Source organism: Carboxylicivirga litoralis (assembly GCF_025499605.1).
GTDB lineage: Bacteria > Bacteroidota > Bacteroidia > Bacteroidales > Marinilabiliaceae > Carboxylicivirga > Carboxylicivirga litoralis.
Genome location: NZ_JAFMVC010000004.1, coordinates 18,437 through 34,375, shown reverse-complemented (window position 1 = coordinate 34,375; position 15,939 = coordinate 18,437). Strand labels below are relative to the sequence as shown.

The 15,939-nt window shown below is 39.4% G+C and carries 14 protein-coding genes; 4 read left to right on the top strand and 10 right to left on the bottom strand.

The features are described from left to right. Positions 1-66: 66 nt before the first annotated feature. From J1N10_RS05350 to J1N10_RS05335, 4 genes are all read right to left on the bottom strand, one after another. Positions 67-468 (bottom strand): hypothetical protein, encoded by a 402-nt coding sequence (locus tag J1N10_RS05350; protein WP_262325649.1) that lies wholly within the window; start codon positions 466-468, stop codon positions 67-69. Between the two features lie 470 nt (positions 469-938). Beyond that, positions 939-1,520, bottom strand: coding sequence for a hypothetical protein (locus tag J1N10_RS05345; protein WP_262325648.1), 582 nt, complete (start codon positions 1,518-1,520; stop codon positions 939-941). Between the two features lie 222 nt (positions 1,521-1,742). Then, positions 1,743-2,330 carry a YIP1 family protein gene (locus tag J1N10_RS05340; protein ID WP_262325647.1) on the bottom strand — a complete coding sequence of 196 codons (588 nt, stop codon included), beginning with the start codon at positions 2,328-2,330 and terminating at the stop codon, positions 1,743-1,745. Positions 2,331-2,557: 227 nt separating this feature from the next. Beyond that, positions 2,558-3,286 (bottom strand): DUF6261 family protein, encoded by a 729-nt coding sequence (locus J1N10_RS05335; RefSeq protein WP_262325646.1) that lies wholly within the window; start codon positions 3,284-3,286, stop codon positions 2,558-2,560. 562 nt (positions 3,287-3,848) lie between these two features. On the opposite strand from J1N10_RS05335, the gene mnmH reads away from it, so the two are divergent. The 4 genes from mnmH (at position 3,849) to J1N10_RS05315 (ending at position 10,794) form a co-directional block, all read left to right on the top strand. Further along, positions 3,849-4,877 carry a tRNA 2-selenouridine(34) synthase MnmH gene (mnmH, locus tag J1N10_RS05330; RefSeq protein ID WP_262325645.1) on the top strand — a complete coding sequence of 343 codons (1,029 nt, stop codon included), beginning with the start codon at positions 3,849-3,851 and terminating at the stop codon, positions 4,875-4,877. Further along, complete coding sequence (gene selD, locus J1N10_RS05325) at positions 4,870-5,901, top strand: selenide, water dikinase SelD (RefSeq protein ID WP_262325644.1); 1,032 nt, start codon at positions 4,870-4,872, stop codon at positions 5,899-5,901. The genes mnmH and selD overlap by 8 nt, the downstream gene beginning before the upstream one ends. Positions 5,902-6,441: 540 nt before the next feature. Next, positions 6,442-8,280, top strand: coding sequence for a sulfatase family protein (locus tag J1N10_RS05320; protein WP_262325643.1), 1,839 nt, complete (start codon positions 6,442-6,444; stop codon positions 8,278-8,280). 81 nt (positions 8,281-8,361) lie between these two features. Next, positions 8,362-10,794, top strand: a complete 2,433-nt coding sequence (locus tag J1N10_RS05315; RefSeq protein WP_262325642.1) for an ABC transporter substrate-binding protein — start codon at positions 8,362-8,364, stop codon at positions 10,792-10,794. Here the strand turns inward: J1N10_RS05315 and J1N10_RS05310 are convergent. From J1N10_RS05310 to J1N10_RS05285, 6 genes are all read right to left on the bottom strand, one after another. Continuing rightward, positions 10,791-11,144, bottom strand: coding sequence for a hypothetical protein (locus J1N10_RS05310; protein WP_262325641.1), 354 nt, complete (start codon positions 11,142-11,144; stop codon positions 10,791-10,793). The genes J1N10_RS05315 and J1N10_RS05310 overlap by 4 nt on opposite strands. Before the next feature lie 13 nt (positions 11,145-11,157). Then, complete coding sequence (locus J1N10_RS05305) at positions 11,158-11,709, bottom strand: RNA polymerase sigma factor (RefSeq protein WP_262325640.1); 552 nt, start codon at positions 11,707-11,709, stop codon at positions 11,158-11,160. Next, positions 11,709-12,071: a DUF6249 domain-containing protein gene (locus tag J1N10_RS05300; RefSeq protein ID WP_262325639.1), complete on the bottom strand. Its 363-nt coding sequence runs from the start codon at positions 12,069-12,071 to the stop codon at positions 11,709-11,711. The genes J1N10_RS05305 and J1N10_RS05300 overlap by 1 nt, the downstream gene beginning before the upstream one ends. Positions 12,072-12,144: 73 nt before the next feature. Further along, positions 12,145-12,372: an immunity 17 family protein gene (locus J1N10_RS05295; protein ID WP_262325638.1), complete on the bottom strand. Its 228-nt coding sequence runs from the start codon at positions 12,370-12,372 to the stop codon at positions 12,145-12,147. Positions 12,373-12,386: 14 nt separating this feature from the next. Beyond that, complete coding sequence (gene trkA, locus J1N10_RS05290; RefSeq protein WP_262325637.1) at positions 12,387-13,727, bottom strand: Trk system potassium transporter TrkA; 1,341 nt, start codon at positions 13,725-13,727, stop codon at positions 12,387-12,389. Between the two features lie 97 nt (positions 13,728-13,824). Then, positions 13,825-15,897 carry a ComEC/Rec2 family competence protein gene (locus J1N10_RS05285; RefSeq protein ID WP_262325636.1) on the bottom strand — a complete coding sequence of 691 codons (2,073 nt, stop codon included), beginning with the start codon at positions 15,895-15,897 and terminating at the stop codon, positions 13,825-13,827. Positions 15,898-15,939: the final 42 nt, after the last annotated feature.

Below are 15,939 nucleotides of genomic sequence, written 5' to 3'. Positions count from 1 at the left end.
TGTGTTGCGCCTGCGGCAAGCTATGCTTTATTAGCCATTGTTGGCGCGTCGTTTTTTATTATGTAATTAGATAAATTTCCCAATGTGTGCAATATCAATTTCTCCTTTGTTAATAATAACAATTCTTTCTTTCGAGTTTTTAATGAATTTTACATGGAGCTCACATTCATCTCCTAGCTCATTTACGCAGTAAAAAGTAAAGATGTCATTCCCATCATCGTCTTGAATCATTTTATTGCTCTTATACACATCATACACTTGTTTGATTTTTGTGTAGACGGTTATTCTTTCTTTAGGTGTATTGAAAACAATAAGAAAGGAGCCATCTTCCCATTTATTCCAATTATCTGTATTTTTCTTTATGGCTACTTTTGAGGTACGCATCTTATAGACACCTTCCGACGAGAATAAAGACTCTTTTTGTAACTCAATAAGTCCTTTGTTAATTTCTTTATCAAGTGCTTTCATTGCTTCCTCTAGATAATCGTCATTTGATTGGCATATACAGACTTGACTAATGAATAAACTCAATGCAAATGTAGTTAGTTTTAAAAGGCGATTCATTATATATTAATTAGGTTGTGTGTTTTTAAATTCTGACTATTATAAAAAAATAAGCGCCAGGATTTCAGCTATTTTGATGTCCCCATTTTACGTTAGCTTAAGAAATCCAAACCTTAAAAAGTATTAATTAACTTGATTTTAAATTAATACTATGGGTTTATAGGGGAATGCGCGCCAACGTTTGGCTAGATGAAGCGATTGGCAATTTAACGAAACCTTACCTCCAAAACTCCGCTGAGCCAAATCTTTTATTTGTTTTTATCTTTTCATCTCTAAAGCCAAATCAAAGATTTGGCGGTGGTCGATTACCAAACTTAACATCCAAGAACTCACTAACGCCAATTGCTTTATACTAGCGTGTTGTGCGTAGGCTTTTATTTCTTATAATAGTCAATCTCATCTCTCATTAAACTCTCAATTTCTTGCCAAAGAACTTCCATTCTTCTATTTCTATCTTCGTGTCCAATGCTTTGCAGTTGCTTTACATTGTAGTCTAAATCGCTAGATGCAGATAGATTACTTAATACCGTTTGAAATTCAACTGTATAATCATTAATCAATGACTTGCATTCTGCAATTTTAGGCAGTAATTTTTTACTTGAAACTAATTTTAATTTGTTGAGTTCCGAATTAACAATCATCATCGGTTGAAGCGAATCTTTGGTGGTTTCTAAAAGATTTTCATTGAATTTAAGCAGTGCTTTATTTATGCGTTCTTCGTCTCCAGAAATCATTTCAGCCATAAACTCTGTTGAAATTCCATACGCAGCCTTTGGGTCTTTTCTCAGATTTAAATTCATCTCGTCCATTTGGTCCATAAAATGAGAATAGACATCAAATCTTTTTTCTATTGCTTTATCAGCCTTTTGGTACTTTCGATTTAGTCTAAACTGAATAATACCCCAAATCCAACCTACGATTCCTAAACCAATTATAATATAGTCTTTAGTTTCCATTCTCTTTTTTTAGCTTACGCACAACGGCCTGCCGTATAAAGCGTAAAGGAAATTAACCTTAGATACTTTTCATATTTAACAGAGCCAAAGCGCTGTATTTTGTTTTAAGTTTTCATTTCAAAAGCCAAATCAGTGATTTGGCGGTGGTTGCCAATGCTCCAAACCAACCCAATTGCACTATGCCCTTTATGCTTTATAACGGTTTGTTAGCTACTGGCATTGTTAAATAAAAATAATCCTAATCAAATAATATGATAGTCCGACCAAGAGTAATGGTAATAAATTCAATATAGCTTTAACAATTCCATATTTATTTAAAGTCCGAAAACCAATTACCAAAATAGTCATTGTCCAAATCCAGAAGATTAAGGAAATAATTCTTAATGTCCAAAATTGAATTGTAGAGTCCAGAAATGGTTCTGAAATATACTTCACTGTCAATAATATAAAAAAGCTCAAAACCCCTGGAACTAATGAATAAACAATTGAGGTTCTCGTGTCAGCAACAAGCCCTTTACTTCCAAGCAATTTACCAAACCAATAAAAAATGTATGTAAAGATATAACTATATAAAACGATACTAATTCCTACTGATATGAGTATTAAAAACAAACACAATAAGACTAACCAAAATCCAGACGCTATTTCTGTTAGAAGTTCATATTCCATAAAGCAGGAATAAACAGCTAGAAATGCTCCAAATATCACAACAAGAGTGTTACTATTTGAGTCTAAATCTTCTTCATACAGATTATCTAACCTGTTAAAGACTACAGTTGGTTTATATAATATCTCAAATATATTATTCATTCTGAGTATGTTTTTTTGCTTGTAGCTAACGTTTTTATAAACGTATGGCATTTATTTCTTCTTTACGAATCCTAAAGGTGCACAATACATACCATATGGGCAAGTATTGTGCACCTAAATATGTTAACTACACAACATCTAATTCAGTGCATACAAACAGATATTAGCCATATAAAAGGGTGCCACAACCGGGCACCCTTATCACCTACACCACATGTTATTCTTGTTTAATTATTTGTTATCTGCAAATCGTCAGCATTATGGCGTCGGCGTCTGATGATGCTGTTGGCCGAATCAATTAATAAGGCCGATTTGGAGCATAGGTTGGTATACAATTCCGGGGCCACCTGAATCATAGCGCGCAAATACACCACCAGTCGCTCATTCACTACTTTCAACAATTCTCGTTTAACAGACGAAGCATTCTCCGTTAGTTGCCCAGCCGATCGGGCATTGTTCCAGGCTTCTTCTGCTGTTTTAAATTTCGTTTGTTCACCATCCAGCTGGCTTGTTAAGTCTTTTAAACCCGGCAATAGCTCCACCTTAGTGGCTACTTCGGGTTTCGCCATATCTTCTAAAAAAGACTCTGTTAAGGCCGACTGTGCACCATAGGCTTCGTTTACCAAATCAAAACCGTACTTATCAATAACTGTATCTACTTCAATGGCCGCTTCCCTTATTTGAGCATCCGGATGGTGCAGGTAGCCCTTTGCCAGGTACAAAAGCGAACGGTAAACACCATCGCGAGCCGCATCGAAACTATCTAAGTCAGATGCCGCTTTATCTTTATTAATAGCGGCAAGCAGTTGATTATTCAGTGGCTGAATCTGCTCTTTGAGCTTAAGCATGTGTGCATCGTCGGCAGGTGCTTTTTCAATTTCATTCAGAAGGTTAGTTGTTAAATCGGCCATTTCAGCCACACGAATGTCATTAAATACTTTACTAATTTTTCTCATAATACTTGTTTAAGTTATAATTGTGTAGGTGTAAGTTTTATTAGATAGTTGTGCATGTACAGGCAAAGCCTGGTGTATGGAAAAGTTAGGACATGCACAAACTGGTATTGGTCGACTGCCAAAAAAAGGAGCCGTGCACAAGCGTGCATAGGTCGTTTCACCCCAAAGTGGACCCATGCATAAACGTGCGTGGCTTGTTTATTGAAAAAGTGAAGGCATGCACGTTTGTGCATGAGTGATGCCGGAGTTTTTGCAAAAACGCTCTCCGATAAGTAGTGAGTTGACATGTCTGGTTAAATTGTGTTATCTACCTATTAATTGCACAAACACGAAAACGTAACACCCTTTTACACACTTATTTTACATTTCCTTGATGAACGACATTATTTTGCAGACAAACGGTATGTATTATATGATTAAAGGCACCTTCTATTTAACAGCTACTATACGCCTTTTACCAAAACCCTAAATCTCAAACCCTAAACCCTAAACCCCAAACCCCAAACCCTAAACCCTAAACCTTAAACCTCAAACCTTAAATCTAAATCACTACCTTTGCGCCATGCCAACAGATATAAGCATAACTAACTACTTACAGACCTATACACACCTGCCTTTAATCGATGTTCGTTCGCCGGGCGAGTTCGCCAAAGGACATATTCCGCATGCCATTAACATCCCGTTGTTTAGCAACGAAGAGCGTGCACATGTGGGAACGGTGTATAAACAAGAATCGCAGAAAGCAGCTATTGACCTGGGTTACCAATATGTAACACCTAAGCTGCAGTGGTTTATTGATGAATCGCTGAAAGCAGCGCCTGATAAAAATATTATTATTCATTGCTGGCGGGGTGGCATGCGCAGTCATGCTTTTGCACAACACCTTAAGGATAATGGTTTCAACGAGGTGTATGTGATTGAAAAGGGGTATAAGGCCTACCGCCGCGAAGCGCTCAACAATTTTAATGTAGGGACCATCAACCTGCTGGGCGGATACACAGGCAGTGGCAAAACACATATCCTGCATCAGATTGAGGCCACAGGCCACCAGGTGCTCGACCTCGAAGGACTGGCTTCGCACAAGGGTTCGGCCTTTGGTAATATTGGCATGGATAAACAGCCAACTACCGAACAGTTTGAGAATAACCTGTATTGGCAATGGCGTCAGTTCGACTACTCACAACCTATCTGGGTTGAAGACGAAAGCCCTAATATTGGCAATGTGAATATTCCGATGCATTTATTCCATAAAATGCGCGAATCGCAACTGTTTTTTATTGAGATAAGTAAAGAAGAACGTGCCAAACTGCTGGTTGAAGAATATGCACTGGGCGATAAAGCCAAGCTGGCCAACGCCATCAATCGCATATCAAAACGCCTGGGTTACGATGTCACTAAAAAAGCGCATCAGCTATTGGAGCAAGATAATTTTTATGAGGTAGCCCTGTTAACCCTTGGTTATTACGACAAATACTACAAACGCGGCATTGACAAACGTAACAAAGACGACATTCATTTCATTGATATGCCGGGCACCAATGCCATTGATAATGCCAATACCTTAATCGAATATACTAAACAACATGTCTGATATTAAACTCACAAAATACAGCCACGGTGCTGGCTGCGGATGCAAAATAGCCCCATCGGTTTTAACCGATATTCTTAAAAGCAACATCACCCCTATTCACGACGATAAGTTGATTGTTGGCAACAGCAGTCGCGACGATGCTGCCGTATATGACATGGGCGATGGCACGGCCATTATCAGCACCACCGATTTTTTTATGCCCATTGTTGATGATGCTTTTACCTTTGGCAAGATTGCGGCTACCAATGCCATCAGCGACATCTATGCTATGGGTGGTCAGCCCCTATTGGCCATTGCCATATTGGGGTGGCCGGTTGATAAGATACCTGCCGAAGAAGCATCGAAAGTAATGGATGGCGGACGCCAGGCTTGTAAAGAAGCCGGCATTGTTTTGGCCGGTGGGCACAGTATCGACAGTCCGGAACCCATCTTTGGACTGGCCGTGACAGGCCGTGTTGATTTGGATAAACTGAAACGCAACGACACAGCTACTAAAGGCTGTAGGCTATACTTAACCAAACCTTTGGGAGTTGGCATCTTGTCAACCGCACAAAAAAAAGGTGTGCTAAAGGAAGAACATGCCGCTATTGCGCCTGGCCTGATGAGTCAGCTCAATACCTTAGGACAGAAACTAGCCCCTATTACCGGTGTTAAGGCCATGACCGATGTGACAGGCTTTAGCCTGATTGGTCACCTGAGCGAGATGTGCGAAGGCAGTCAGCTATCGGCTAAAATCGATTATAACAAAGTGCCTAAGCTCGATATGCTGCAGGAATACATTGAGCAGAAATGCATGCCGGGCGGCACTACACGCAACTGGCTCAGCTATGGCTGCCAGGTTGAGCTAGCCGACGACAGCTATAAAAACATCCTTTGCGACCCACAGACGAGTGGCGGTTTATTACTTGCAGTTGAAGATGATGCGATTGAAGTAGTCGAAAACTTACTTGAGCAAAACAATATTGAACCCACCTGCTTTGGCGAGCTGATGGAGCAAGGCGATAAACTGATTTATGCAGAGTAATCAATGATTTGATAAAACACGATACTAAATAATAACCACCAAGTCACGAAGAGCACGAAAAACCCCCATGGCTCTGTATGATTTTAATTACGCTGTACTCTGCTGGCCTACGGCAAAAAAAGGATTGATATTTCTAATGTTACTTAGTGAGACCGGGAAGCTGAGAACTTGTTCGAAGCTCACCCGGCCGAAGTTAGTAAGAGATATATTATCAATGTTTTTTTTTGCAGTTAGCCTTGATTTTTTTGTTTCGTTTTTGCATTAAGGCAAAAATGAAAAGCCCGTCCGGCTAGAGGACAATGGTATGAGAATAGGCATTACTTACCCACTGTAATTCATATAGCACGAAAAACCCTTCAAATTTTCACTTAGCGTCCTTTGTGACTTGGTGGTAAGAAAACTCCACAATTCACCAGCTTTTCAAATTAACGAGTCAACTCTTAAACTCCTCTGAACATCTCTCCCACTATCTGAACTTCATACATTCATTCCGCTGTAGCATTCGCCGTATTTTTGTTTCAATAATTTAAGTCGAATAATATGTTACAACGTCTTCTCATCGCATTATGCCTTTTAGGTTTATACACTGGTAGTGTTACAGCTCAAAACAAACGTCCTAATGTCATCATCGTACTCACCGACGACCAGGGCAGTATTGATATGAACTGCTATGGTGCCACAGACCTCTATACACCAAACATGGATGCCCTGGCTGAATCAGGCGTGCAGTTTAACCAGTTTTACGTGGCGGCTCCCGTTTGTTCGCCATCACGGGCTTCGATGCTGACAGGACAAAACCCACACAAAGCAGGGTTACCCGGCAATGCTTCGTCGCAGGAAGGTCATGAAGGCATGCCCGCGGAGAAGATAACAATAGCCGAAATAATGAAGGAAGAAGGCTACAAAACAGCGCACATTGGCAAGTGGCACATTGGCTATACACCTGAAACAATGCCACTCGGACAAGGTTTTGACTATTCCTTTGGTCACATGGGCGGCTGCATCGATAATTATTCGCACTTTTTCTATTGGAATGGCCCCAACCGTCACGATTTATGGGAAAATGGACAAGAAGTATGGCACGATGGAGCGTACTTTGGCGACTTAATGGCCGAGAAAGCTGACAGGTACATTAAAGAGCACAAAGACCAGCCGTTTTTTATGTACTATGCCATCAATATGCCACACTACCCACTTCAGCCCAAGGGCAAGTGGCGCGATTATTACCAACATCTAGAGATGCCTCGTCGCGACTATGCGGCTTTTGTCTCTACCATCGATGAGTATATCGGTCAGCTTATCAGCACCCTTGAAGAAGAAGGCATTCGTGACAACACCATCGTCATTCTGCAATCGGACCATGGGCATAGCAACGAAACCCGCACGTTTGGAGGTGGCGGCAATGCAGGGCCTTACCGCGGATCAAAATTCTCCTTATTCGAAGGAGGCATTCGCGTGCCTGCTATCATCAGCTATCCGGATAAAATAAAACCTGGTCAGCAACGTCAGCAAATGGCTTTTAACATCGATTGGTTGCCAACTGTTGCCGATTACTGCGACATTTCATCATTACCAGATGCTATTGAAGGCTTAAGCCTTAGAAAAGTGATTGAAAAGAACAGCGCAAGCGAACATGAACAGTTTATTTGGAAAAGTGGTGGTAGCTGGGCCATACGAAAAGGCGACTGGAAATTGTTGGGTTACCCGCAAGACAATAGTGGCAAAGGAACACTTAACCCCGATGAGGATTTTCTATTCTTATCCAACATCAAAACCGACCACTCGGAAATGAAGAATCTAGCCAGTCAATATCCTCAAAAAGTTAAGGAATTAACTGCAGACTACTTACAATGGGCATTTGCCAGTCCTGATGACATCCCCCAAAAAAGAGCAACCATTCACCACAAAGCTGTTGGAAAACAAATTGAATTACTTACATCGCCCCATGCTAAGTACAAAGCTAATGGTGCTTCTACTTTAATTGATGGTAAAACAGGTTCACACTTTTACAACGATGGTGCCTGGCTGGGCTATGAAAAGAGTGATGCCGAATTAGTTATTGACTTTGGCGAATCAATCGTCTTAAACGAAATAAAGCTCAATGCCATGCACAACCCTGAAGCTTGGATATTTCTGCCACAAGAATTGGAGGTAAGTTGGTCGAATGATAATAAGACATTTAGCGCTCCTATTAAGAAACGTGTAGCTGAGCCAAAACAAAAAAACAACTATTCGCAACAGCAGATAGTTATTCAGCAGGAAGATGTACATGCTCGTTACCTTCGTATTACTGTTAAGAACATAGGTGTATGTCCCGACTGGCACAAAGGAAAAGGTCATCCGTCATGGCTATTTATTGATGAGGTCATCATTAATTAATCGAACAGGATTGTAAGAATTTCATTAGCACCCAAAAAAATTTGTATATTGAAAAATCAAATTTCAATGGGAACCTAATAAATGAAAGCGGCTCTAAAGCTAATCCTTTACATCTATGTCTTCTTTATCTGCGTTTCGGCAGCAGGCATGCAAGTGCCTGACACCGTCGTATTGCAACTAAAATGGAAGCACCAGTTTCAGTTTGCCGGCTTTTATGCCGCCATTGAGCAAGGATACTATAAAGATGCTGGCATAGCAGTAGTTGTTAAAGAAGGAAGCACCTCCATTAATTTTGTTGAGGAAGTGATTAGCGGGCGAGCCGATTTTGGTCTAGAGTCATCAAAACTTATTATTGCCCGTAACCAAAACCAACCAGTGGTGGCCCTGGCTGCCATCTTTCAGCACTCGCCAGAAATATTATTGACACGAAAAGACAAAGGCATCCGCTATATCGAAGACATGGAGGGCATGCGTATATCTATCGGACAAAATGGCTTAGCCTCTCCCGTTGCCCTCCTCAATAAGTTCAACATATCTAAAGACACCTACAGTTACGGTAGTAATGTTGGTTATATTAATGACTTAATCAATGATAGCACCGATGTCATATCGGCCTATATTACTGATTCACCATTTCAGCTTGAGCAGGCCGGTATAGACCCCTTGGTGTTTAAGCCCCGCTCCTATGGAATTGATTTATATGGCGATGTTTTGTTTACATCGCAACAAATGGTGGAAGATAATAAAGGGCTCACCGAAGGCTTCGTTAAAGCATCTATAAAAGGTTGGGTATACGCCATGGATAATAAAGAAGAGCTGATAAACCTGATCATTAACAAATACAATCCAGAGCTAGACAAAAAGTTGCTCGTTTATGAAGCCACCCAGATGGAAGACCTGGTAATGCCCAAGTTGATTGAACCCGGGCATATGAATCCGGATCGCTGGACTTATATTGCCGATACCTTTGTTGAGATTGGCCTGCTGCATCCGCTGTACTCGCTTGATGGTTTTTTATTTGAGGACTATCAGTTATTTAATAACCGGCGCACAAAAAAACTGTTGTTTATACTGTTGGGGGTAGTCATTCTGTCGCTTATCAGTTTGTTGATTTTCTTCTTGTTTAACCGACGTCTTAAGAAAGCGGTGTTACAAAGAACCGAACAGTTATCCGCCTTAAATTACAGTTTAAAGAAAGAGATAAATAAGAGCCAAATAGCACATGCAAACCTTACCTTAAGTGAAGAACGATTTAAGCTATTGTTTGAAGATTCGCCCATTTCATTATGGGAAGAAGATTTTAGCGCTGCAAAACAAATGGTCGATGAACTAAAGAACAGTGGCGTTAATGATGTTGAGCATTACATACGAAGTAACCCCGACTTTATAAAACAATGCGCTAGAGTTATCAAAATCAACAATATCAATAAGGCCACTATTCAATATCTAGAAGCAGACAACAAAGCTGATATTCTAAATAATATAGATAAGATTTTCAACGAAAAAGCATTATTAGATATCACAGAAGAAATCATATCTTTCTGTAATGGGAAAATGATTTATGAGACCGAATCAGAGCATATGACGCTCAAAGGCAATAAAATATATGTGTCTATAACGGTCAAAATACCTTATGGTCATGAAAATTCCTGGAGTAAGGTTATTGTTTCCCTGATTAATATTACAGATTTAAGGCAAACAACCGATGAATTAAAAATAAAGGAAGTACTGTTGCGTCAGCAAAACGAAGCTTTGAAAGGCATTAACGAAGAACTTAAAAAATCGAAACTCAAGGCCGAGGAGAGCGACCGTCTAAAAACAGCCTTCCTGTCCAATATGAGTCACGAGATAAGGACGCCCATGAATGGGATTGTAGGCTTCACTGATTTGCTAAAGGATGAAACAATAGAAAAAACAGATCGTGTGCGTTATCTTGATATTATTGAAGAAAACTCACAACAATTGCTGCGCATTATATCCGACATTATTGATATATCAAAAATTGAAGCTTCGCAACTGAAAATAGTCAAAAACGAGATAGACATAAACCAACTCTTCGAACGATTATTAGCTATTTTTCAACTTCGCCTGAAACGATTGGATAAAGAGCACATTACCTGTTGTTATAACATTGATGCTTCCCTTGCCGATTCAACACTGATTATTACTAGTGACATAACGCGTTTGCGCCAGATCTTAACCAATCTGCTTGAAAATGCTGCTAAATTTACCGAGCATGGCTCCATCGAATTTGGCGTGTATCCAGCTAATGACAAAAACTCTCTAATATTCTATGTTAAAGATACCGGAGTTGGCATTAAGAGGGAGCGCGTTGCGCAGATTTTTGAACGTTTTTTTAGAGAAGAAGAGCGCTTTGGGGCCAACCTTGGTGGTACAGGCCTGGGCCTATCCATTGCTAAAAACCTGGTTGAACTACTAGGCGGATCTATTAGCGTAGAAAGTGAACCGGGCAAAGGAGCCAATTTCTACTTCACTCATCCTTACAATAACTAACTCAATTTGTTCTGTTTTTTCTGACGCACCGTCAGCTTTATCATTTCATCCAGTTGCCAGATAATAATAAACAGTACCACTGTCATAATGGGGTACCTCAACGATTTAATATCGAAACCACCCAGCTCAAACTGAATCATTGGTAGAGTAATGCTTACCGCCAAACCAAAAATAGCTCCTATTAAGAAAAAGAACCATGACAGCCGAAGGTTTTTAATAATGGAATGTTTACCGTGTAATTCAGTTTTTACACGCGCCATCATTTTATCTTCAAAATCAGAAAATGGCATTTCCAATTGACTATCTTTCAGTAAGGCCTTGAGTCGTTTATCATGTAATTCATCCATCATCTTTAAGGCTTTATCAGATTATTAAACGTGATTCATTTTTTAATAAAGCATTTAGCTGCGAATAAAAGCTTTTGCGCGCCCGGTGTATCACCACTTTTACCTTACTAGTCGACCAGCCCGTTACATCCTTTACTTCTTTAAGCGACAACTCTTCGAGGTAAAATAGGCGCAAAGCCAGACTTTCGTTGGCAGATAGTCGACTTAAAGCTTCATTAATGTAGTATTTGCGTTCATCACTCTCAAGGGCATCAAAGGTATTTTCTTCAATGGTGTCGGCCACCGATACCAGAGGCTCATTTTTCCATTTCTTTTCCTTATCCAGCTTACGGAAAGCGATATTAACGATGATGCGATACAACCAGGTACTGAATTTCGATTGTCTTTTAAACATATGCATTTTCTCAAATGCTTTCATAAAAGACTCTTGCACCACCTCTTCAGCCAAAAACTCATCCTTTACAACAGAAACAGCAATGGAGAAGGCCATGTCCTGGTACCGCCTTATAAAGTAACGGTAGCCCTGCTCATCGCCTTCTATTACCTTTTTGATGTAAATATCTTCCACTACTGGTTTTTCTTTTGGTCGGTAAAGTGAGCTAAAATCATTCCCAAACCACCAAACAATATGGTTGAACCAAATACAAATGGTTCATCTATTCGGCCCAATGAACTTGGAAAGATTGCATGTGTCATTACAAACCCAAACATTAATCCAAAGGCAATACCAACGGCTAACAAACCAAACTTTAACCAGGGAAAACGAAACCCTTTTCGCTCTGGTTTTTTGGCGTAAAAGTTACTGGCATCGGCGCCTTTGTCAATTAGTAAAGTGCGTTCTTTTGTGCGTGCTTGCAGAAAAAAGTACCAAGAGAAAAATACGGCAGCAAATAGTGTCAACCAAATAATTGCAAGTGCAAAATCATTCATAATCCTATCTTTTTATTTGTTTCTCTGGTGAGATACAAGATAGAAAAGAATGGTTACAAATTTTTCAAATAAATTAAAAGATGGATTCGATTGCTATACGACCTGTTAATACCATCCACCCAAAAACAGAAAAGAAAATACCGAGAAGTGCATAAAAGATACGAGCTCCTCTACGCCCCATGGCCTTTACCATTGTTTGAGCACGGCGCTGTTTAAAAAACCATTCCCAATTCGTTAGTGCAGCTACGAAAATAATGGCACCAACTCCCATCATCAGGTAAAAAAGAATATCCTTGTTCATTTGTTAAAGCTTAATTAGCTAAACATCTTTTCAATTTTTACAAAGCTGGAAGGCATAGCAAAAAGCACCACTTTATCATGTGGTTCAATCACCGTATCTCCACTGGCAATGATGGCTTTTTCGCCACGAATCACACCACCTATATTAACGTCCTTAGGCAAGCTTAATTTACGGAGTGCTCCTTTGGTGATCTTGGAATCAGGCTGCGCTATTAACTCTAACACCTCGGCATCGGTAGCAGTCAGGCATTTAACATGCGACACCTGAGCTCTTAATGTATAGCGATAGATGTGGCTGGCTGCAATCAGCTTTTTATTTACCAAGGTACCAATGCCAATATTCTCAGCTAAGTCGATGTAATCGATATTCTCCACCTCAGCAACCGTTTTTCGTACGCCCATTTTTTTAGCCAATTGACAAGCCAAAATGTTCACTTCGGAGTTACCTGTTACTGCCACAAAAGCATCCATCTTTTTGATACCTTCATCTTTTAATAACTCCAGATTACGACCATCACCGTTAATCACAAGCGTATCGGCTAATACATCTGCTAAACGAGCTGCTTTTTCCTTATCTATCTCAATCAGTTTAATGCTGTAATTTCCTTCCAGCTTCTGAGCTACTTTTTTACCAATACGGCTACCTCCCAAAATCATCACATTTTTGATTTCGAACTGTTTCTTACCGGCATCTTCCATCACTTGTTTAACAGCCGACTTAGTGGTAATAATATAAACCAAATCGTTGTGCTGAAGGGTTTCTTTGCCTCGCGGTATAATGGTCTCACCGTCGCGGTTGATAGCTACAATATTATATTCCTGGTTTTCGTACATGGCCGAAATCTCAGCCAGGGTTTTATTAACAATACGGGCATTGTCGCGAACTTTAAGGGCAAACATCACAAGCTTACTACCTGTAAATTCGTACATCTGACGGGTACCAACCTGCTTGAGTGATGCAAACACTTCTTTGGCGGCTAACTGTTCAGGATAGATTAACTCATCAATACCCAGCTTACCAAAGAACTCTTTGTTTTCCTCAAGTAAATACTCATGGTTATTAACCCTGGCTACAGTTGTTTTTGCCCCTAACTGTTTTGCCAGGATACACGATAAAATACTCATATCCTGGTAAGGCGGAACGGCAATAAATAAGTCACACGACTTAACATTGGCCTCACGCAAATCTTCAATGGAAGAGATGCTACCAACAATAGTCATTAAATCGAAATGAGAATCAATTTGCTTTAACTTCTCTTCATCTTCATCCATTAATATAACATCATGATTAGCAGAACAAAGCATTTTGGCCAAATGCGTTCCTACTTCCCCTGCACCTGCTATAAATATTCTCATAACCTTTGTTTATTCTTTAGTTTGAATTGCCGCCTGGCAAAAACAACGCAAATTAATAGATAATACTTCTAATCCTCCAAATAAAAATGAATTTAAATCACATCAGCTTTCCATCGACAACAAAAAGAACACCATCCTTTGATATATCATGCACATTCTCAATATATGTTGAATGCTCTTTTAACCACTTTCGTTTATGGTACCATTTCCAACCATTAGATATAACCAATTGACGCACACGCATGCTGGCTCTTAGTTCTGCCAGAGTCATTTCTGGCTTACCAAGCAAAATCAGTAAATCAATATGAGAATGCTCCATTTGATGTTCCCACACAGCACGCTCTGACACGATAGCAATACGTTGATTACCTATTAGTTTAACAATGGGGCGATAATTCTGTTTATCCACAACTATAGTTGAAACCTTACTGTTGGCTAAACAATATGCCCATAAACCACCAAAAGCAAAATCAATCTCTTTCTCTGTCAGCTCTTCATTTGTATAAATAATATTGGTACTTGCATTGAGGTAGTTAACCACACTCTTACCTTTCACGTTGGCAACATAGAGTAACTCATCGGGTAAACGCTCTTTTCTGATATACACACTGGCCAATGCAATTATTAACGAAATCAGAGCATATTTCAAATAACGAACAAAGCGATAATCAACATACACCAATAAAAAGATAATTGATGTATATATACCTAGTAATTGAAAACTATTAAGGTATAGATTGGTAATTATTGAGTTAGGCAAAGACTCAATGTAAAGGGCAGTTTGTTCCATAAAAGTCAGAAGGTCGCCCAATGCCGGAACCAACACAGCCAATACAAACGATGAGAATGAGAAAACAGAGCTAAATACGGCCAGCACTAAAATTGGTGTCACAACAGGAATCAACATAAGGTTGGTAATAACGAAATAGAGTGGAAATCCATAAAAAGCATAGATACAGATTGGTAATGTGCCAATTTGAGCCGCTAATGAAACCGCAGTAATAGACCAAAACCAACGAAAAGGCGGAAACCTAAATCGAAACCAACTATTGATTTTAGGATAGAAACACACAATGGCCGCCACCGCACTATGGCTTAACCAAAAGCCAATATTAAATATTGATAAGGGTTCAATGATCATGATGATAAACATGGACGCTCCTAATAAATTAAAGATGCCAGTTTTTCGTTTTGATATTCGTCCAATCTCAAGGATTGTAAACATTAAACTTGCCCTTAAAACCGATGGAGAAAAGCCTGTTATAAAAGCATAAAGCCACAAAATAGATATAACCAAACACGCTACTGCCACATTGCCTTTTTTTAAGCCCAAAGCTGTCAATAATGAAATTATCAACATATAGATGATTCCCACATGCAGCCCACTCACGGCCAACAAATGCATGGCTCCTGCATTTGAAAAAGCGACCTTTTGCTCATAAGTTAACTTACTTTTATCGCCAAGAAATAGAGCATTTAAAATAGCTACTTGCGATTTTGTGAGCCCTGCCGATACAAACCGTTCTCTTAGATAGAGCTTCAATCGAGCACTTTGTATAAACAAACTATTAGAAACACCCTGATTACTTAACTTTTGATATTCACTAATAATAAATCGAAAAGCAATTCGCTGATTTCGCAGATACCCCGAATAATCGAAATCAAACTCACAATCGGGTTCTGAAAATGGTATAAATCGACCAATTGAATGGATAACAGCACCCGGATATAGCGTTTTATCTTCTTGTTTCTTAGGGATAAATACAATACCTCTGCTTTTATTGGCCATTGCTAATGAATCATTGTCAATAGCCAATAAAATGGCTTCATATTTATAGTTTTTATTTGTTTCGCCAATGTTTTCTACAAGCTGCAGTTTAATGGCTTGTTTTCTCTCCAATGAAAATGTTTGTGGCATGCGCATTTGCATATAAAACATAGCAAAAAGGAAGAACAGCATAAAACCAGCAAAACCTGTTATATATCGGTATTGATATAAAGCTGCGTGCTTAAACCAATAACTAACACTCGCAAAACATAAAAAGGCAATTAGCACTGCGAATAATAGCTCTTGTTGGTGCTCAGGAATTTGAAAAGCAACATATATTCCTGTAATTAACGGAATTATAAGTCTTATGAAAGGTGACCTTTTGAGAAACAGATTAAGCATAGGATTTTATCAATTAAATAAATTTATGATATCCTACTCTTA